Annotated in this window: 20 protein-coding genes; 16 read left to right on the forward strand and 4 right to left on the reverse strand. The window is 48.7% G+C overall.

The features are described 5' to 3' along the window. Positions 1-137: 137 nt before the first annotated feature. Entirely contained in the window at positions 138-1,256 is a 1,119-nt protein-coding gene (locus L6H65_RS08490; RefSeq protein WP_236340068.1) for a hypothetical protein, read from the forward strand. Positions 1,257-1,342: 86 nt separating this feature from the next. On the opposite strand, the gene L6H65_RS08495 is transcribed toward L6H65_RS08490, so the two are convergent. Further along, positions 1,343-2,200 carry a class II fructose-bisphosphate aldolase gene (locus L6H65_RS08495; protein WP_236340069.1) on the reverse strand — a complete coding sequence of 286 codons (858 nt, stop codon included), beginning with the start codon at positions 2,198-2,200 and terminating at the stop codon, positions 1,343-1,345. Positions 2,201-2,655: 455 nt separating this feature from the next. Between L6H65_RS08495 and L6H65_RS08500 the strand changes: the two genes are divergently transcribed. Both L6H65_RS08500 and L6H65_RS08505 read left to right on the forward strand, forming a co-directional pair. Next, positions 2,656-3,090 carry an RrF2 family transcriptional regulator gene (locus tag L6H65_RS08500; protein ID WP_236340070.1) on the forward strand — a complete coding sequence of 145 codons (435 nt, stop codon included), beginning with the start codon at positions 2,656-2,658 and terminating at the stop codon, positions 3,088-3,090. A gap of 441 nt (positions 3,091-3,531) precedes the next feature. Next, positions 3,532-4,155: an FMN-dependent NADH-azoreductase gene (locus tag L6H65_RS08505; protein WP_236340071.1), complete on the forward strand. Its 624-nt coding sequence runs from the start codon at positions 3,532-3,534 to the stop codon at positions 4,153-4,155. Positions 4,156-4,338: 183 nt separating this feature from the next. Here L6H65_RS08505 and L6H65_RS08510 read toward each other — a convergent pair whose 3' ends face one another. Next, entirely contained in the window at positions 4,339-5,025 is a 687-nt protein-coding gene (locus L6H65_RS08510; RefSeq protein WP_236340072.1) for a VOC family protein, read from the reverse strand. Positions 5,026-5,236: 211 nt separating this feature from the next. On the opposite strand from L6H65_RS08510, the gene L6H65_RS08515 reads away from it, so the two are divergent. The 12 genes from L6H65_RS08515 to rlmN all read left to right on the forward strand — a co-directional run bounded on the left by L6H65_RS08515 (position 5,237) and on the right by rlmN (position 16,545). Continuing rightward, positions 5,237-6,253 carry an SDR family oxidoreductase gene (locus L6H65_RS08515; RefSeq protein WP_236340073.1) on the forward strand — a complete coding sequence of 339 codons (1,017 nt, stop codon included), beginning with the start codon at positions 5,237-5,239 and terminating at the stop codon, positions 6,251-6,253. Positions 6,254-6,270: 17 nt separating this feature from the next. Continuing rightward, positions 6,271-6,612: a zinc ribbon domain-containing protein YjdM gene (locus tag L6H65_RS08520; protein ID WP_236340074.1), complete on the forward strand. Its 342-nt coding sequence runs from the start codon at positions 6,271-6,273 to the stop codon at positions 6,610-6,612. A 348-nt stretch (positions 6,613-6,960) separates the two neighbouring features. Beyond that, positions 6,961-7,776 (forward strand): BclA C-terminal domain-containing protein, encoded by an 816-nt coding sequence (locus L6H65_RS08525; protein ID WP_236340075.1) that lies wholly within the window; start codon positions 6,961-6,963, stop codon positions 7,774-7,776. Positions 7,777-8,029: 253 nt separating this feature from the next. Continuing rightward, positions 8,030-8,809: an ABC transporter ATP-binding protein gene (locus tag L6H65_RS08530; protein WP_236340076.1), complete on the forward strand. Its 780-nt coding sequence runs from the start codon at positions 8,030-8,032 to the stop codon at positions 8,807-8,809. A gap of 33 nt (positions 8,810-8,842) precedes the next feature. After that, a complete protein-coding gene (locus L6H65_RS08535) occupies positions 8,843-9,643 on the forward strand; it encodes an ABC transporter permease (RefSeq protein WP_236340077.1) in 801 nt (266 codons plus the stop codon). 15 nt (positions 9,644-9,658) lie between these two features. Next, the gene (locus L6H65_RS08540) at positions 9,659-10,504 is read left to right on the forward strand and encodes an ABC transporter permease (protein ID WP_371877677.1); all 846 of its coding nucleotides are present in this window, start codon (positions 9,659-9,661) and stop codon (positions 10,502-10,504) included. Positions 10,505-10,522: 18 nt separating this feature from the next. Then, positions 10,523-12,121: an FAD-dependent oxidoreductase gene (locus tag L6H65_RS08545; RefSeq protein ID WP_236340078.1), complete on the forward strand. Its 1,599-nt coding sequence runs from the start codon at positions 10,523-10,525 to the stop codon at positions 12,119-12,121. Further along, on the forward strand, positions 12,118-12,447 hold the full coding sequence (locus tag L6H65_RS08550; protein WP_236340079.1) for a 4Fe-4S dicluster domain-containing protein: 330 nt from the start codon (positions 12,118-12,120) through the stop codon (positions 12,445-12,447). The genes L6H65_RS08545 and L6H65_RS08550 overlap by 4 nt, the downstream gene beginning before the upstream one ends. A 41-nt stretch (positions 12,448-12,488) precedes the next feature. After that, the gene (locus L6H65_RS08555) at positions 12,489-13,505 is read left to right on the forward strand and encodes an ABC transporter substrate-binding protein (protein ID WP_236340080.1); all 1,017 of its coding nucleotides are present in this window, start codon (positions 12,489-12,491) and stop codon (positions 13,503-13,505) included. A 107-nt stretch (positions 13,506-13,612) separates the two neighbouring features. After that, positions 13,613-14,788: an MFS transporter gene (locus tag L6H65_RS08560; protein WP_290370345.1), complete on the forward strand. Its 1,176-nt coding sequence runs from the start codon at positions 13,613-13,615 to the stop codon at positions 14,786-14,788. Positions 14,789-14,940: 152 nt separating this feature from the next. Beyond that, complete coding sequence (locus tag L6H65_RS08565; protein ID WP_236340082.1) at positions 14,941-15,297, forward strand: nucleotide excision repair endonuclease; 357 nt, start codon at positions 14,941-14,943, stop codon at positions 15,295-15,297. Between the two features lie 189 nt (positions 15,298-15,486). After that, on the forward strand, positions 15,487-16,545 hold the full coding sequence (gene rlmN / locus L6H65_RS08570) for a dual-specificity RNA methyltransferase RlmN (RefSeq protein WP_236340083.1): 1,059 nt from the start codon (positions 15,487-15,489) through the stop codon (positions 16,543-16,545). On the opposite strand, the gene L6H65_RS08575 is transcribed toward rlmN, so the two are convergent. Both L6H65_RS08575 and L6H65_RS08580 read right to left on the reverse strand, forming a co-directional pair. After that, positions 16,542-17,531 carry a metallophosphoesterase family protein gene (locus tag L6H65_RS08575; RefSeq protein WP_236340084.1) on the reverse strand — a complete coding sequence of 330 codons (990 nt, stop codon included), beginning with the start codon at positions 17,529-17,531 and terminating at the stop codon, positions 16,542-16,544. The genes rlmN and L6H65_RS08575 overlap by 4 nt on opposite strands. Beyond that, on the reverse strand, positions 17,500-17,973 hold the full coding sequence (locus L6H65_RS08580) for a GNAT family N-acetyltransferase (RefSeq protein ID WP_307728317.1): 474 nt from the start codon (positions 17,971-17,973) through the stop codon (positions 17,500-17,502). The genes L6H65_RS08575 and L6H65_RS08580 overlap by 32 nt, the downstream gene beginning before the upstream one ends. A gap of 137 nt (positions 17,974-18,110) precedes the next feature. Here L6H65_RS08580 and L6H65_RS08585 point away from each other — a divergent pair, with 137 nt between their 5' ends. Next, the gene (locus L6H65_RS08585) at positions 18,111-19,031 is read left to right on the forward strand and encodes a LysR family transcriptional regulator (RefSeq protein WP_236340138.1); all 921 of its coding nucleotides are present in this window, start codon (positions 18,111-18,113) and stop codon (positions 19,029-19,031) included. The last annotated feature ends 14 nt before the right edge of the window (positions 19,032-19,045 follow it).

Genomic DNA, 19,045 nt, shown 5'->3' on the forward strand with positions numbered 1-19,045 from the left:
TTATACGATGCACCCCGTGAATGAGCATTGGAAAACCTCTGTGGTTAATCCGATGATATTCTCTGCGCTCATCAAGCCAACCGTTATTACCGATATAGGTATAAACAAACAAGAATACAGAAAGGGAGGCGGATTGATTGAGGCGGATCATTTATCGTAATGTCATGCTGCTGGCGTTGATCATGATTGCTGTCGGATTAGTCGGCGGCTCATCGGGCACATCGGCGTTTGCGGCTTCAAGTAAGCCGATTGCTACGTATGTATCTCCTGAGAAAATCCAATTTATCAGCTACAGCAAGAGCTGGAATCAGTCCAAGCTGAAGGCGTTGTATGCAGAATTGATGAAGAATCTGCACGGTCAAGAGCTCAAATATCTTGGGAAGGTTATCCTGTCTGCCGAGGAGAAGGAAGGAGAGGCAGGCGTCGCGAATATGAGCTATTCCTGGACGGAGGATGATCTGTCCGACATTGAAATGGACGAGCCCACAGAGATCATTCTTTATAATGCCAACTATAATAAGACCGTCGAGAGTATGTCATCGACTTTAAGCCATGAATACGGCCATCATTTTACATACTATTGGATGCTGAAGAGGGAGCATAAGCTGCCTAGCAACCCCACTACGAAGTGGGCGGGAATAAGGGGAATCAAAGGATATCCGGTCTTGTTCACGGACGACTCATCCGATCCTGATTATACGCACTACTGGGATGCGGGAGAGATTATGGCAGATGACTATATGGCCTTATTCGGCTCTCCCACTGCCAAGCTGAGCATGGCTAACTCGCTGCGGACGGAGGACGGAACGGGCTTCTACGGCGAGATTGAGAACGAGACCATTCCTTCGGCCATGACCCTTCCGGCGGTTCGAAGCTACTGGTTGAAACTCAGCGGTATAAAGGACCCGCTGCCACTGACCTTCAAGGAGCCAAAGCTGACGAAGGTGCAGGCTATCAAGACCAAAGACGGCGGAATCGACCATAAGCTGATTTACGATGTTGGTTCGGGAACGCCGGCTGTTGCTCAGAGGCTGCAGTATATCGTTTACTGGATGGATGAAGAAGAGGGCGAGATATTCGATTTCACAGCAATGACGACAGGCAAGCTAGCCATCGTTGTACCTGGGGGACTGCCGGAGACGGAGCTTACGTTCAAGGTTTATGCGTACGATCCCAAGACCAGGCAATACGTGTTCGCAAGGCCAGTCACCTACGATCTGTCGAATCCCAAGGCCCCTGTGAAAAAAGGGAAGTAAAACGAGCCGGCAATATCAATCGCATAAAATGCAAAAAAACCTTCAGCACCACTATAAAAGTGAGGCTGAAGGTTTTTTATTACCGATTACGCTTTGTTAGCAGAACCAAATTCACGCATTTTGCCGATAACCGTTGCTTTAATGGCATCGCGTCCTGGAGCCAGGAATTTACGCGGATCGTATACTTCCAGATCGGAAGTAAGAATCTCACGAGCTACTTTCGTGAAAGAAATTTGGTTTTCGGTATTTACGTTAATTTTTGCAGTACCCAAGGAAATGGATCTTTTAATGTGATCTGTCGGGATACCAGTACCGCCATGAAGCACCAAAGGAAGCTTGATGACGTTGCAGATCTCTTCCATCTCTTTGAAGCCAAGGTTTGGTTCGCCTTTGTAAGGGCCATGAACAGAACCAAGAGCAGGAGCCAGACAATCAATGCCTGTACGTTGTACAAGCTCGAAGCACTCTTTAGGATCTGCATAGATAACGCCTTCAGCGATAACATCGTCTTCTTGTCCGCCAACTGTACCAAGCTCAGCTTCTACAGAAACACCTTTGCTATGTGCATATTCAACAACCTGTTTAGTGGTTGCAACGTTTTCTTCAAAAGGATGATGGGAAGCATCGATCATAACGGATGTGAAACCTGCTTCAATTGCTGCTTTACACTTCTCGAAGCTGGAACCATGGTCCAAATGAATAGCGACTGGAACGGTAATTTTCATCTCTTCGATAAGAGACGAAACGATGGAAGTTACAACCTTGAATCCGCCCATGTAACGAGCCGCGCCTTCAGATACACCAAGAATTACCGGGGATTGCTCTTCTTGTGCAGCACCCAGAATTGCTTGCGTCCACTCCAGGTTATTGATGTTGAATTGACCAACAGCATAACCTTCTTGCAGTGCTTTGTTTAGCATGTCTTTCATTGAAACCAATGCCATTTTCAAATCCTCCTAGATTTTGTATTTTGAAGAAAAGTAATAAACCACTATAGAAAATTAGTATATCACTTACGATGAAATTTATCAGCTAGCGTATGCTTTCTATTTGTTTAATCATAAACGGTAGAAAATAAACGGAAGACAGCATGCCGATAATCGTTGATGAATTCCAAACGCATTATGATTCCCGCCCAAGATAGGACTAGCAATAATGTTACCATAGAAGGAACGAGTAAACTACTCCTGAGCAATCATTTTTTCGAAAGCAATACAGCCTGATGCCGTCAATCATAGAAACAGAAGCCACTGCGGGGACAGAAGGATCTTCATATAGATGAGGGAAGCTTGTTCTATTGTAAATAAAATAAGTTTGATCTATAATGTGCTCCATATAGTTGCAATTGAATGGTAAGGTAATATTTAGAATGGGAGCCGCTTCAATAGGAGGGATTGAATTGAGTACAGCAAATCGCGGGATTAACATTGGGCCTCCTCGATTTAAGATTGCCGTTCATTCGATTGTATGGTTAGCGCAATGCGGTAATATGCTGTCAAGCGCCATGATTGCAGATCAGGTGGATTCACACGCGACCTTTATGCGCAGAGTTATGCAGCAGTTGGCTGCCGCTGGTATCGTCGAATCAAAGGGCGGTCGAGACGGGGGATATTTCTTGCGGATTCCTGCAGATCAGCTTACTTTAGGCGACATTTACTCTGCGGTGAGCAACGTCTGCTCTGAGCCCGAATTTAACGTAGATTGCGGTGAAGCTGGCGAACAGTTGGATGTTGAATTGGAAAAAATTCTTCGTGAAGCCGAACAGCGTACGATTGATTATTTACGGGAATATACAATTGCGGATGTTATGAAACGCATCGATTTCTTTGTCTGACATTTTTGGATAAGCAGTCCACTAGACAAACGAGTGCAAAGCGATTATTATGTGCTTATGTCAGTTGCATTTAATGCTGCGTTTTATTTTGACTTTAAATGTGCCTGTATTAAGCACATTTAAAGTTATTGCATTTTAATATGTGCTTGTTTTGATTGCATATTTTGCAACAGGCAGCAATAGAAATGGAGATTGTAACGATGAATGGAGGGGAGGTGAAGGATTTAACGACGTGCATGCCAATCAACACGTAATGCGGCATTTGAATTCGGCATATACTCCTTGGGAGAACGAGAACGAGAACGAGAACGAATCCCAAGCCCTGACGGGCAGACCATAAGCGCAAAGCAGCGGATAGAAGATTGCCGCTTAACTGGCACATAAGACGGGCTTGGCAGCCTAACAACATTTTATTATCAACAGATAGGGGAGAAACATACAATGGCAACTATATTATTCGTGAAAGCAAATGATCGTCCTGTAGAACAAGCGGTGAGCGTTAAGATGTACGAAGCCTTTCTTGAATCCTATAAAGCAGCGCATCCATCCGATGTCATTACCGAGCTCGATCTTTATAAAGAAGAGCTTCCTTTCTACGGGAACGAAGCCATTACAGGAACGTATAAGCGGAGCCAAGGTTATGACCTCACAGCGGAAGAGAAGAATGCAGCAGCGATCGTCGATCGTTACTTGGAGCAGTTTCTTGCTGCCGATAAAATCGTTCTTGCGTTCCCGCTCTGGAATTTCACGCCTCCCGCACCATTGATCAACTACATCGCTTACATTTCACAAGCAGGCAAAACGTTTAAATATACAGCAGAAGGTCCAGTGGGTCTTGTTGGCGATAAGAAAGTCATTCTGTTGAACGCCCGTGGAGGCGTATATTCCGTAGAGCCTATGGCAGCAATGGAATCAGCGGTTAGACCGTTGAAGGCGACGCTTGGCTTGTTCGGCATTCAGCCAATTGAAGTCATTATTGAAGGCCATAATCAATTTCAGGACCGTACGGAAGAAATTATCTCTGAAGGCTTGAAAGAAACAGCATCAGTAGCTGCTAATTTCTAAGAAGCAACGATCATTTTTTAATAACAGCACCATGACTAGCCCAAGAAATCTAAGAAACCACTCCATTATTCGGAGTGGTTTCAGTCTGTTGAGGAGCCAAATCCGTATACCGCGACGAATCGAATCGCCTGTAAATCCACTTCGACTAGCACTGCAAGCCGGAAATTTCCATGAGACTTGCATTTAGCAAGCTGTAATTTTATAAGGATAACCCTCAATAAGCAGTTCCCCTTTGTTACCTGCTCCTTCAATAACCACTTCGGTTTTGTATACGCCCGCCTTTTTATTAGAGCCCAGCCACACTCTTTGATCTGCAGATAAAATAAACAAGCCATCCTCATCCCCAACTGCAGCGAAGGAGTCGTTACTATCTTTGTATCCATCAATTGAAAAGTAGGATCGCAGCAGTTCACTTGCTGCAGGCACATGATGAACAACCAAACCGATTTCACTAATATTTAGAAGGCTGTCGGTCGTAAATGGGTCCATTGATGAATGATTGAAGTTATGTCTGGCTATAAACTCAACTATATTGCCTGCAGGATCATAGAAATAGATGGAAGTGGAATTCCACGTCGCTGAATAGAACTGATCCGTATGCTGCGGCAATCCATTTAATGCTATTCCTCTCGCATTTAACCAGACTGTTGCTTCGTCTAATTTGTTCCCCAGAATGTCAAAAGCAAAGTGATAAAATGGACTTGCACCCGCGATGGTTGACCTTTCAAATTTCAAATGAGAATGTCCAATCTTGACGGTGAAAGCATCGGTACAATCGTTCAATATAGGCAGGCCAATAACTTGCGTATAAAATATTTTCTGCTGTTCCAGCATCGGAGTAAGCAGCGTTACACATTGTAACTTCAACAATTACACACCTCACTTCTAGTGACTTGATTCTTCCTAAATAATACCATGTTAAGGAGAAAGGATGAATAAATACTGGCATTTGCTGCACGATTTGTCTTGGTAATGAACGCATGCTATCGTAAGCTTAGGGATGGATCCGTATTTTGCTTCTCCTGGGACGGGCTATAAGGCTTTGTTTGCATCTGCGTGTTAATTTATGGAGGTGGATTTCATGAAAGCATTGTTTATCGGAGGAACGGGGACAATTAGTTCTGCCATCACGAAGCAGCTGTCGGAAACAGGCTGGGAGCTTTATCTGCTAAACAGAGGTACTAGAAATGAGTCCTTGCCGGCTAACGTAACTATCATTCAAGCCGATATTAATGATGAAGACCGCGTAGCCAAGCTTATCGCCAACCTTGAGTTTGATGTCGTTGCTGATTTCATAGCCTTTGAGCCCGCCCAATTGGAAAGGGATTATCGTTTATTTCAGGGGAAAACGAAGCAGTTCATGTTCATCAGCTCGGCTTCTGCTTACCAGACGCCGTTGTCCGACTACAGAATTACGGAGGGCACTCCGCTATCCAATCCATACTGGGCGTACTCCAGAAACAAGATTGCATGTGAAGATTATTTGATAAAGCAGTATCGTGACAATGGCTTTCCGATTACAATTGTACGGCCAAGCCACACGTATGGCGAACGTTCCATTCCGCTTGGCGTGCATGGAAGCAAGGGCTCCTGGCAGGTTGCCAAGCGTATGCTGGAGAACAAGCCCGTAATCATTCATGGAGACGGCACATCGCTGTGGACAATGACGCACAATAGTGATTTTGCCAAGGGCTTCATTGGTTTAATGGGCAATCTCCATGCGATTGGCGAGTCCATTCATATCACATCGGATGAGACGGTTGCCTGGAACCAGATTTACGAGGCAATCGCCAGTGCTTTAGGTGTGAAGCTCCATGCCGTTCATGTGTCATCAGAATTTCTGGCTGCATGCAGCAAAGAGGATTACAGGGGCGGCTTGCTGGGGGATAAGGCCAATTCTGTTGTTTTTGATAATGCGAAGCTGAAGAGGCTTGTCCCCGAATTTGTTGCGACTACCAGATTCGACCAAGGGATTAAGCAAACGGTGGAATACCTATTAAACCATCCCGAGCTTCAAACAGAGGATGAGGAATTCGATCTTTGGTGTGATAAGGTCATCCATGCTTTGAATACTGCTTTAAAGACCATAACAGAATAAATGGGAGGAAATAAATCATGTCTGATCTGCCAAATTGTCCTGCATGCAATTCACAATACACGTACGAGGATGGAAGCTCTTTAGTTTGCCCGGAATGCGCTCATGAGTGGACGCTGGGGGCGGCTGCCGAGAATAGTGAAGATGCCAAGGTGATCAAAGATGCCAATGGAAATGTTCTAAACGATGGCGATACTGTAACCGTGATCAAGGACCTGAAAGTGAAGGGCAGCTCATCCGTTCTGAAGATAGGCACCAAGGTGAAAAATATACGTTTAGTTGACGGCGATCATGATATTGATTGCAAAATCGACGGCTTCGGCGCGATGAAATTGAAATCTGAGTTTGTTCGAAAGGTATAAAATCGATTTGAATTAGCGGAGAGGCCTCTACAGGCCTTTTTTTTATTATTTAGGAAGAAGGGAAGAGTGTAAAACCATCGATACAAGCCAGCAGGACTCTATGATCGATCATTTGTTACACCAAGCGATGAGACAAGTATATGGATATATTCTCACGGAACCTATTTTTTAAAAAATAGATAGTCGTCTATTAGTTACAGGATAAATGTCCATGCCTTCACTAGAAAAATGGAGTAGTATACAGCAAATCTAAATGGAGGTGTTGGAATGGGGTGCTCCCAACTCAATCGAAAAAAGGGTTGTAAAAAGAAAACAGTTATTTTATGCCCATCGAAGAGAAAAAGACGATTGAAGAAAAAATGCCTCTTGAACAAAAAACGTCTGTCGAAGAGAACCTGTTGTTGTAAGAAAATTGTCGTCAGAGAGCAAATTGTAAATGTAACTATTCCTGAAGGGGCTTTAGGTACAGCAGGTGCTGTAGGAGCAGCAGGCAGTGTGGGTGCTGCAGGCAGTGTGGGTGCTGCAGGCAGTGTGGGTGCAGCAGGTACAGTAGGCAGCGTCGGTTCTGTAGGAACAGCAGGCAGTGTGGGTTCTGTAGGAACAGCAGGCAGCGTGGGCGCTGCAGGAACAGCAGGCAGTGTGGGTACAGCAGGAACAGCGGGCAATGTGGGTGCTGCAGGCGCTGTAGGAACAGCAGGCAGTGTCGGTGCTGTAGGACCCGCAGGAGCCACCGGAGCTGCAGGAGCCGCAGGCGGATTGTCCCAATTCGCGTACATTTATAACTTATTGGCTCAAGTGGTTGCGATAGAGGCAGATGTTGTTTTTGATACCAATGGTATTCTTACACCTGGAATTACTCACGCACCTGGAAGCACTCAAATTTTATTCGCCAATGCGGGTGTATACGAGGTTACTTTCTCCGTGTCAGGTTCAGAACCGAGTCAATTTGCACTATTCTTAAATGGTACGCTGGTTCCTGGAACTATTTATGCTTCTGGTGCCGGAACGCAGCAAAACAACGGTCAAGCAATATTCGCTATAGGGGCCGGTAATGTTCTTACTCTTCGCAATCATTCTTCTAGCGCAGCGGTTGGCCTTGCGACTCCAATCGGAGGAACACAAGCAAGTGTAAACGCTTCGGTTGCTATAAAAAAATTGGATTAGTTTTACGAACCTTGGGCCGCAACGGCCCTTTTTCCTTTATATCAGTAGTTATCACAGTGTAATGACATTAGCAGTTGACAAAGGGGAAGCAGCACGATATAGTGTTCTTTAATTCATACTATTCATAGTGGAATAAGGGAATAAGGGAATAAGGAAATGATAATAATAAACGACCGTTCAAACGGAGACATTCTTTCAAGCACCATGAGAATGTCTCTTTTTTTTATTACCTTTTTTAGGAGGAGACCGTCTAATGAGCGCAACGAACCTGCTACACATTCAGCATCTTAGTAAGATTTTTCACTCAGCTAAAGGGGATGTTAAAGCGCTGCATAATATCCAGCTAGACATTCGGGAGGGCGAGTTCGTCACGGTTATCGGTCCAAGCGGCTGCGGCAAAAGCACGCTGTTGAAGATTATAGCGGGACTGGATGTTGATTATAACGGCACGGTCAGTCTCGGAGGCCGCACGGTAGAGGGACCCGGCATCGATAAAGGATTCATATTCCAGGAGCCGAGGCTGTTCCCATGGCTCACGGTTGAACGGAATATTGCAGCTGATCTGTCTCTTCGCAAGCCCGAGGTGCGTAAGAAGGTTGACGAATTGATAGAGCTGGTTCGATTGAAGGGCTTTGAGAAATCATACCCGCGTGAATTGTCCGGAGGAATGGCGCAGCGGGTAGCTATTGCGAGGGCGCTGCTCAGAAATCCCAAGGTGCTGCTGCTGGATGAGCCGTTCGGTGCGCTGGATGCATTCACAAGGGCGCATATGCAGGAGGTGCTGCTGGACATATGGGAGCGGAATCGGACAACGATGATATTCGTTACCCATGATATTGACGAGGCGGTGTTCCTGGCCAACCGGATCATCGTGTTGAAGCCCAGACCAGGCGCGATTCAGAATGTCATTCGGGTGGATCTGACGTTTCCCCGGAAGAAATCCAGTACAGCCTTTCAGCAGCTTCGTTACAAGGTGCTTGGAGAGTTCGACAAAATTGAGGAACTGGAGCTGGTAGGCGGTGCAGGTATTTAAGCGTCCTCGACAGCTCGGAGAGGAGATGATGCGATGAGTGCTCCAACGACTGCATTAACCAATCGAGGGACGCGGAAGACGACGATTGTACTGCTTGGCTCGTTGATTCCGGTCTCATTGCTTGTCGGCTGGCAGGTTCTCGGCGACTTGGGATACATCTCTACCTTATTGTTTCCTACACCGCTCACAATCGCGGAGGCCTTCGGCAAGCTTATTGAATCCGGCGAGCTTATGGAGCATTTGCAAATAAGCGTCACTCGGGCTGGGCTAGGTTTTCTATTAGGCGGTGGTTTGGGCCTGCAGCTCGGCGTGCTTGTCGGCCTGTTCCGCCAAACCGAGAGGGCGCTTGATCCTTCCGTACAGATGCTGCGGATGATCCCGCACTTGGCTGTTGCCCCTCTATTCATACTTTGGTTTGGTATCGGGGAGGAATCCAAGGTGCTGCTTATTGCCAAAGGCGCTTTTTTTCCGCTCTATATCAATACGTTTCTAGGCATACGCAATGTGGACAACAAATTGTTCGAGGTAGCGAGGGTGCTGCAATTCAGCCGATTCAAGCAGGTGATCCGCTTGGCCCTGCCTGCTTCAATGCCGAATATTCTGCTTGGCTTGCGCCTGTCGCTTGCTGTTTCTTGGCTGGGACTTGTCGTTGCGGAATTGATGGCTTCCACATCCGGTATAGGTTATTTAATGTCCGATGCCAGACAGTTCAACAAGACGGCTGTCGTATTCGTAGGCATCATCGTATTCGCCGCAGTCGGGAAGCTGATCGATTCGTTCGTTAAACTGCTGGAGCATCGGCTTATCAAGTGGCGCGACAGCTATAAGGGATAGGAAGGAGTGACTGAATTGAGCAAGCCGTTAGAGCTGCTGGGACAGCCGGACCGCAAAGCGCAGAATGAGAAGAGATGGGCAATTTCGGCAAAATGGAGGGCGCGATTGAGCAGCTTCGCCATCGGCGCAATCCTGCCGGTCAGTTTATTGGCAATCTGGCAGCTGGCAGGCGATTTAGGGCTGATCGATACCTTTTTCCTGCCGACGCCCTCGATGATTTTTGCGGCCTTCGGAGATTTGTTCGCAAGCGGTGATCTCACCTATCATTTGGGCGTTAGTCTTGGTCGTGCGGCGGTGGGATTTGCCATTGGCGGAAGCATTGGCTTGCTGCTGGGGCTTGTTGTCGGATTCTCCCGATATGGGGAGTATGTGCTGGACCCTAGCGTACAGCTGTTTCGGATGGTTCCGCATCTGGCTATCGCGCCGCTCATCATCCTGTGGTTCGGGTTCGGTGAGGTTTCCAAAATATTGATCATTGCCAAGGGCGCGTTCTTTCCCTTGTATATCAACACCTTTCTAGGCATTCGCAATGTAGACAACAAGCTGTTCGACGTAGCCCGTGTGATGTCGTTCAGCCGATGGAAACAAATATTTCTGCTTGTTATTCCAGCATCTCTGCCCCAAATGTTCCTGGGCTTGCGGCTGTCGCTGGCGCTCTCTTGGCTAGGTCTTGTCGTTGCAGAGCTGATTGGCTCTCAAGCAGGCATTGGATTCTTAATGACGATTGCCAAGCAAAATTCGATTATGGAAATCATCTTTGTCGGTGTCATCTTGTTCGCAGTCGTCGGCAAGCTGATCGATTCGTTCGTTCGGCTGCTGGAGCGCAGGTTTCTGCAATGGCAGGATAGCTATAAAGGATAATATGGGAGGTAATATGAGATGAGCGAGAGAAAACCGGATCTGCAATTAACAGCCGATGTATTGGTAATCGGTGGAGGACCAGCGGGGACATGGGCCGCAATTACAGCGGTATCCAAAGGATCAAAGGTTGTGCTGGTCGATAAAGGGTATTGCGGCACAAGCGGAGCGACAGCGCCTTCGGGAACGGGAGTCTGGTACATTAATCCGGATAAGCAGCAGCGGGAGGAAGCGAAGCAAAGCCGATACGGGCTCGGCGGACAGCTTGCTGATAACCGCTGGATGGATCGTGTTCTTGATCGAACGTATGAGAATATGAACAAGCTGGGAGAGTTCGGATATCCGTTCCCGCTTGATGAGCTAGGCAATCCATACAAGAGAGGGCTTCAAGGGCCGGAGTATATGAAGCTGATGCGCAGGCTCGTTCTGAAAGCGGGGGTCCGCATTCTGGACCATAGCCCCGCATTGGAGCTGCTTGCGGATGACCATGGCGTCGGCGGCGCGCATGGCTACAATTTGCACACGGGAGAGACGTGGAGCGTTCAGGCTGGAGCGGTCATTATTGCAACAGGCGGCTGCGCCTTCCTAAGCAAGGCGCTTGGATGCAATGTGCTGACAGGAGACGGTTATTTATTGGCAGCGGAAGCTGGCGCAGAGCTGTCGGGAATGGAATTCTCGAACGCATATGCCATTTCGCCAACGTTCTCATCTGTGACCAAGACGGCCTACTATCGTTATGCCAGCTTCTATTATGAAGACGGGACGGCCGTGGAAGGAGCGGGATCACAGCGGGGGCGGTCCATTATCGCACGCAATCTGCTTCAGGGGCGTCAGGTTTACGCTTCACTTGATCAGGCGCCGGAAGATATTCATCCGCTTCTGCGCGTGAATCAGACGAATTTCTTCCTGCCGTTCGATCGTCTGGGCATTGATCCGTTCAAGGATAAATTCCCCGTAACGCTCCGTCTTGAGGGCACGGTTAGAGGCACGGGCGGCATCCATATCGTGGATGAAACCTGTGCGACCAAGGTTCCGGGGCTGTATGCGGCGGGGGATGCGGCTACTCGCGAGCTGATATGCGGCGGTTTCACCGGAGGCGGCAGCCATAATGCGGCATGGGCGATGTCTTCGGGCTCATTTGCCGGTGAGGGTGCGGCAGTCTACGCAGCGACTCTGGGTGATTCGTCGTCAACCCGATCACTGAAGGGCTTGTCGTCGTCCACATTAACGAGAGGCGCGTCCGATGCCAAGCCGAACAAGACGGAGGAGAGAGTCCGCGCGGTACAAGACGAGGTGGCGCCGTATGATCGCAATCTGTTCCGAACATCCAAAGGGCTGAACGAGTCGTTATCGACCCTGGATCATATTTGGCAGGATATCCGCAATGAGACGATCTCGCTGGATGCGCATTCGGTGAAGAAGAGAGAAGCTGCGGCAATGACCGCGACGGCACGATGGATGTACAATACGGCCCTTGAACGCACGGAAACACGCGGCATGCACAAGCGCGAGGATTTCCCGCAGCAGGATGCTTCGCAGCAGTATCGTCTTATTAGCGGCGGCCTTGACAAGGTCTGGGTTAAGAAGGAGGAAGTTGCGAAGGAGGCCGTATTGCATTGATAGAGATAGTGAGCGAGTCCAAATGTATTTCGTGCAATTTGTGCGTGTCCGTTTGTCCGACCAATGTGTTCGACAAAGTCGAAGGCGGCATTCCAGTTATCGCCCGTCAAAGTGATTGTCAGACCTGCTTCATGTGCGAGCTGTATTGCCCGGTAGACGCACTGTATGTGGACCCGAACCCCGAGCAGATCACACTGAAAAGCGAAGAGGATGTGGAGAATCTCGGCTTGTTCGGCGGTTATCGCGAGAAGGTTGGCTGGGGAAAAGGCCGGACACCGGTAGCCAAGCATGACTACATGTACCAGCTTTCAGCAAAAACAAGATAGGCTGTGGTCGAATGAAACAGAGAATGGGGAGGAACATACAGATGGTACAGCAACAGAGAGATAGACGCAGAGGGAACAAGTTCAGTTTCGGAATATCGGTGCTGCTGCTAGGCGCATTGATATTGCTGCAGGCATGCGGCAGCCAAGGGGGCAACGCAGCGGACGATAAGGAGCAGGGAGGCGGAGTTCCGACCGTTCTCAACTATGGCTATATCGGAGTTAACGAATTGAATCTGCCCAGAGCTGCAGAGGGCTGGGGATTGCATAAAGGGATTATTCAAGCGGAGCTGAAGAAACACGGGATCACCGAAATCAAGCTAAGCGGATTTCCTAACGGCCCCGATTTGAACGAATCTCTCATTAGCGGAAGGCTTGATATCGGCAGTCTGGGGGATACGCCGGCAATTCTTGCGCGTTCCTCTGGAGCGAAGACAAGATTGATCACACAAGCCTCTACAGACAATATTGGTTATTTGATCGGCAAGAAGGATCTGAAGAGCTTGAAGGAATTGGAAGGAAAAACCATCGCGATTCAGAAGGGTTCATTCATGCATCGATACGTTGTCGGTTTGTTCAAAAAAGAAGGAATAACGGAATATAAGCTCATTCATATGCTTCGTCCTGATGGAGAGGCAGCGCTAGCTCGCGGCGAGGTGGACGCCATGACGAACAATGGAGTTTATGCCCTCAAGCTCATCGAGGAAGGCTTCTCCCATTTGGATGATGCGACAAAGCACCCGGAGCTGTACGGCTCGAACGCAACTGTCGTCTCTGAGGAGTATCTGAAGAAATTCCCTGATTTCCCTAAGGTGTGGAATGAAGCGCGGCTTAAAGCGCTGGAGGATTTGAAGAAGCATCCGGAGGAGTATTATCAGTTCATTGCTGATATTCAGAAAACGACGCCGGAGCTGGCTAAGAAAACAGCGCCAATCGAGGCGATTAAGGATCAGCCCTTCACAGATAGCGGGGTAGAGCTGCTGGAGGGGACGAAGAACTTCCTCGTCGAGGAGAAGCTGGCCGAGAATGATTTTGACATCAATGCGTGGATCTTGAAATAAGGGAGAGAGCGGGAGAAGCATCATGACAAATTCAGTTCAGCTGATCGAAGCAGCCATCAATCCGGCGGATCATCGTGCACTGGCGTAGACAACATGCTTCATTAATGATGGTTCAATTGTTTATGAGCATAGCCCATAGCATGTATATTACTCTGCTGCCCAGACAACTAAGTGATTTGGGGTTGAGCGCAGAAGAGCTGACGACATGGACGGGCATTATATTTGCCGGCAATTTCGCAGCGATGATGCTGATCATGCCTTTGCTTGGACGGATGGGTGACCGAATCGGCCGGAAGCCGATCATGCTGTGGTCGGGGCTGGGGATGGCATTGATGACACTGCTTATGTCAGCTGCGGGGAGCCAGATCGAGATGGCCGTTCTACGCTTCCTGCAGGGCTGCTTTACCGGCATTCTGCCATTCTCGATGATTCTTGTCGTCACTGGAGCGCCTAAGGATCGGGTAGGGGTATCCGTAGGCAAAATGCAGATGATGGCTGAAAGTGGAGCCGTAATAGGCCCGCTAATCGGCGCGTTGCTTCTCGCCTTCCTTCAGCCCAGATTTGGCTTTCCTGTTATGAGCGCCTTCATTCTGACGGCTACAATCTTCGTGTGGCGATTTGTTCAGGACCCAAAGGAACAGAAGCTCCTTGCAGAAGTAAAGACGAACCTGTGGCAGGATTTTCGCGAGATTTGGCGTACGAAGCCGTTTCCGCAGCTTATGATAAGCGCCTTCTGCATAAACTTTTGTCTGATCGGCACAGTGCCGTTGCTTGGATTCTTCATTGAGGCGGCTGATGGGCATTGGTGGACCGGGGGCTTCAATATTGGATTCGCGCTTTCGATAACCTCCTTCGCAGTCATCCTGTCCTCTCCGCTGCTGGGTAAGCTGTCGGATCGAATCGGGGCGCTGCCCATGCTTACAGCAGCGGCGCTTCTTGCTTCGACGTTAAGCGTTGTACAGGCGATGGCACATTCCTATACGATGATTATTATCTGCCGGTTTCTGATGGGTGTGTGCGTAGCGGCACTGCTGCCCAACGTTCAAGCTCAAATCCGGCAATATGTTCGCCCAGGAATGGAATCAAGAACCTTCGGATTTACGAATTCCTGGCAGTTCATGGGGAGCTTGTCTGGTCCTGCATTAGGAGGAGTGCTGACCTCTTATTTGGGTATTCGGGGCTGGTTCTGGGCGCTGGCGCTGGTCTTCTGCTTCAGCTTCCTGCAGGCGCTGTGGATGGGCCGATTAGTGAAAGAGACCCATCAAGCGCTGCCGGTCACGTAGGCAGCAATTGAGGGCAAGGATGGTTTCTGGCATATCGTCAACAACCCCGCAGCTGCTGCGGGGTTGTTTCTATTTGCAGAGGCTAAGACAATGGCAACAGTATCAGATTTGTGATAGTATTTACATCTATATAGAATAAGGAAGTGACATGAGTGATTAACATAACCATTCCAACACCGGATGTGACCATTGACAAGCAGGTTGCTCCGCAGCTTAGCAATATTTACGGGTTTACTGATTTCCACCTGATTTCCAGAGATAAGGGCGGCATCTTCATGTTTTACAACGGCAAGGGGGAATTATTGTTCGTTGGTAAAGCGAGAAAGCTAAGACCAAGAATTAAGAAGCATTTTGAGGATACAGTATCCCCGATCAAAATGTTCAGAGACGAAGTGACCAGAATCGATGTCTGTCTCGTCGAGGACCCCGTGCATAGAGAGATCTATGAAACTTACATTATTAATGAGCTCAAGTCCAAATATAATGTAGACAAAGTGCTGTTCAGGTAAATATGCGGATCGATGAAAAGCAATAGACGCAGTCAGTCAGGACCGCGCTTATTGCTTTTATTGCGTCCAGCTGGCATGCGTTACTCCCTTGTTTTAGCCAAATAATTCTGGGACAATACAGAGTGAGCATATTAGCCTGGCTGCTGCGTTATGAGCAGATCAGAACGGAAGATGAAAAGAGGACAACGAATGAACAAGACATCCATCTATGGATTAACATTAGAGCAGCTGGCGGCCTGGCTGTTGGCGCATGGGCATAAGAGGTTCCGGGCAACCCAGGTTTGGGATTGGCTCTATCGGAAGCGGGTTACAGACTTCGCAGCAATGACGGATGTTCATAAAGAATGTCTGCAGCTGCTGGAGGAGCATTATGCCATCCAAACGTTGAACGAGCATTTGAAGCAAGAGTCAGCGGATGGAACGATTAAGTTTCTGTTCAAGCTGCAGGATGGCAATCTGATCGAAACGGTTCTGATGAGGCATAAATACGGCTTGTCCGTATGTGTTACGACGCAAGTCGGCTGCAACATTGGCTGCAGCTTCTGTGCGAGCGGATTATTGGCGAAGAGCCGCGATCTGACCAGCGGCGAGATCGTCGGACAAATTATGAAGGCCCAGCAGCACCTGGATAACGCGGGGCAGGATGAGAGGGTTAGCCATGTCGTTGTGATGGGAATCGGCGAGCCATTCGATAACTTCGACAACATGGTTGATTTCCTGGAAGTAATCAAGGATCACAAGGGGCTCGCCATTGGCGCGAGGCATATTACTGTATCGACCAGCGGTCTTGCTGACAAGATCGTTGCTTTCACTGACGCCAATCTGCAGGTTAACCTGGCAGTCTCCCTGCATGCGCCGAATGACGAGCTTCGGACGCGGATTATGAAGATCAACCGAGCCATTCCCATCGACAGGCTGATGAAGTCCATCGACTATTATTTGGAGAAGGCGAATCGCAGAATAACGCTGGAATATATTCTGCTGAAGGATGTGAATGACCGCAAGGAGCATGCCCTTGAGCTTGCCGAGCTCATTGGCGACCGGCGCCAGCTTGCGACGGTTAATTTAATCCCATACAACCCAGTGGACGAGCATAGCCAGTATCAGAGAAGCGAGCAGCAATCGGTGAGCGCATTCTATGACGTGCTGAAGAAGCAAGGTATCAATTGCAGCGTCCGCCTTGAGCACGGGACCGATATCGATGCTGCATGCGGACAGCTGCGAAGCAAGCAAATACGAGAAGCTTAACGCGTTATAGAAGAGGGAAGGCGTTTCTTCAATTGAAGGGCTAGATCGCTGTAGAGAGGGGAATGCAGGGGCTGTTCTTTAACAAGGACGCCTCCCTCAAGGCGCAGCCAAGTTGCAAATTCTCCATCGCCCTCCCGCAGTTCTATCACACGCGCGCCGCGCGCAAGCCCATCTCTCCCATACGCATTGAAGCCAGTTGTTCGTCCATAGCATAATGAAATGCCATGCAGATAACCCCAATAGTCATTCAGATGGTCATGCCCTGCGAATACACCCTTCACATCGCCGCTTTCCCAGAACGCATGGAACAAACCGGAATTGATTCTCGGAGATCCCACCCCTTCAAGATTAGTGCCATAGCAAGTGTGGAAATCCCACAGATCGTTATACTCTGGCAGCGGAATGTGGAAGAAGGCCAAGGAAGGAACCGCGCCGCCATTCTTGCTTGTCCTATAACGCAGTGATTGTTGGCGGTACCATTGGATTTGATCCTGCTCGATCCAGGCAGCGCCGCCAATATCTTGAGGGGCCTTGCTGCCTGAATCGAAGAGATAGAGTACTGCGGCAGTTCTGGCACAATCCTCCGAACCTCCAATGATAATGGAATAATTGCCGACACCGCTGCATTCTGATGGACCGCGTTGTGCGATACATCCGGGCAGCCTCCCTGATAGCGTCATCAACGCCTCCCGTGTTATGCCTTCCTCCGCATCATGGTTGCCGAATACGAAGGCCCAAGGTGTTCCCGACTCACTGACGGCTGATACAGCATGAGCAAATGCGGCCGCCGGATTGTCACAGAGCTCGCTATGAATGATATCTCCGGTGAACACAACAAGATCAGGTGCTTCCGCATTAAGGATCTCCTGCATCAAGTCCCTGCTTAACCAATCAGCAGGATCGTCATTCTGCCAGTGGATATCCGTGAATTGGACGATTCTGAAGGTTCCGTTCTTACGAAAATGCAGCGGGCGCAGCGGATTCATCTGTACTGCTCCTTTCTAATGGCTTGATGAAACGATAACCGGTAATCTCATATCCTAGCTCTAGATAGAACGGATGGGCTTCGTTCTTGCGTCCAAACCCGCTGATTAAATAGGCGGCTTTACAGCCAAGCTCTATGGCCCTCTGTTCGGCGAAGACCATCAGCTCTCTGCCGATCCCTCTGCGCTTCGCCTCAGCATGCACAACGATCACGCATATTTCGCCATACCTGCTCACTTCCCGAATATTCTCTCTGATTCGCAGCACAAGAACCCCCTGCACTTTGGCGTCCTGCTCATAGACATACACCCTGTCAGTCATGCTTTCTTCTAGCATCCGCATTCGGTTCTGCATATCAGGTCCCGAAATATGCCCTCCACCACTCAATTCAGACATCAGCTCACATAGCGAGGAGATATCACAGTCTGCAGCCTCTCTAATCAAGGTCCTTCCACCTCTCACCAGCAATTTGTGATTTTTTTTCATTCCCAATAATAAACCAGCATTTTACAATGATCTAATATATAATATTGCTCAAATGATAAGTTGAAATTATGTATGAATAGGAAGGTTGGAATGTGATGAATTTGCATGCATTAAAAGTGTTTCATCATGTGGCCCTGCGCGGAGCGGTAACGAAAGCAGCCAAGGAACTTCACATTAGCCAGCCAGCAGTAACGCAGCAAATAAGAAATTTGGAGAGGGAGCTGGGTATAAGTTTGATTAAGCCGGAGGGCAGAGGGATCGCTCTCACATTTGCGGGAAATGAACTATACAGGATGTCAGGCCAGTTATTTGCAATGGAGCATGAAATGGAGAGTAGAATGAAGGATATCCGGACAGGAAGAAGAGGGAATCTTACAATTGCTTCCACATATTTGCCTGCGACAGTGCTGCTTCCCAAGTGGATTGCGCGATTCAAGTCCAGCAATGAGGATGTCGCGATTAAGGTGATTACCGGGAATAGCCAGGAATCATTCGAGCTCCTGAACAATCACACCGCTGATCTGGCCATTATTGGGGGCGGGTGGGAGCTGCCGCAGATCCACTGGGAGCACTTATTCGATGACGAGCTGTGGTTTATCGTTCCGCCGAAGCACCCCTATGCCAATCAGGAGGTTTCCTTGCAGGACATGATGCAGGAGACGTTCGTCATCAGAGAAGAGGGCAGTTCTACCCGGGAGAGGTTCTATTCGATGTGCCGCACCTACAATGTCCGGCAGCCGAAGATCGGGATGCAGTTCAATGGACTTTCTGAATCGATCAAAGCTGTTGGCGCCGGATACGGGGCTAATCTCATCTCTGCGATGGCGGTCAAAGAGTTTCTTGAGCGGGGAGAGGTTGCCAGAGTATTCGTCCCGAATGTTGATCTCAGGCGGCCAATTGCTCTCTGTACTGCGCAGCATAACCCAGTGACGGCAATCACTGCTGCATTCATTGAGCTTATAAGGGAGCAGCTGCTGCCGGAATGGGGCAAAAATGATTTAGAGATTGCTCTTTAAGAGAGACGCTATTT

This window comes from Paenibacillus plantiphilus, assembly GCF_927798095.1.
In the GTDB taxonomy this organism is placed as follows: domain Bacteria; phylum Bacillota; class Bacilli; order Paenibacillales; family Paenibacillaceae; genus Paenibacillus_Z; species Paenibacillus_Z plantiphilus.

Excerpts from the sequence above, each read along its gene's own strand:
- L6H65_RS08585 (WP_236340138.1), top strand. The coding sequence starts at position 18,111 with ATGAATTTGCATGCATTAAAAGTGTTTCATCATGTGGCCCTGCGCGGA.
- L6H65_RS08560 (WP_290370345.1), top strand. The coding sequence starts at position 13,613 with ATGGTTCAATTGTTTATGAGCATAGCCCATAGCATGTATATTACTCTG.
- L6H65_RS08515 (WP_236340073.1), top strand. The coding sequence starts at position 5,237 with ATGAAAGCATTGTTTATCGGAGGAACGGGGACAATTAGTTCTGCCATC.
- rlmN (WP_236340083.1), top strand. The coding sequence starts at position 15,487 with ATGAACAAGACATCCATCTATGGATTAACATTAGAGCAGCTGGCGGCC.
- L6H65_RS08535 (WP_236340077.1), top strand. The coding sequence starts at position 8,843 with ATGAGTGCTCCAACGACTGCATTAACCAATCGAGGGACGCGGAAGACG.
- L6H65_RS08520 (WP_236340074.1), top strand. The coding sequence starts at position 6,271 with ATGTCTGATCTGCCAAATTGTCCTGCATGCAATTCACAATACACGTAC.
- L6H65_RS08575 (WP_236340084.1), bottom strand. The coding sequence starts at position 17,531 with ATGAATCCGCTGCGCCCGCTGCATTTTCGTAAGAACGGAACCTTCAGA.
- L6H65_RS08545 (WP_236340078.1), top strand. The coding sequence starts at position 10,523 with ATGAGCGAGAGAAAACCGGATCTGCAATTAACAGCCGATGTATTGGTA.
- L6H65_RS08555 (WP_236340080.1), top strand. The coding sequence starts at position 12,489 with ATGGTACAGCAACAGAGAGATAGACGCAGAGGGAACAAGTTCAGTTTC.
- L6H65_RS08495 (WP_236340069.1), bottom strand. The coding sequence starts at position 2,200 with ATGGCATTGGTTTCAATGAAAGACATGCTAAACAAAGCACTGCAAGAA.
- L6H65_RS08530 (WP_236340076.1), top strand. The coding sequence starts at position 8,030 with ATGAGCGCAACGAACCTGCTACACATTCAGCATCTTAGTAAGATTTTT.
- L6H65_RS08505 (WP_236340071.1), top strand. The coding sequence starts at position 3,532 with ATGGCAACTATATTATTCGTGAAAGCAAATGATCGTCCTGTAGAACAA.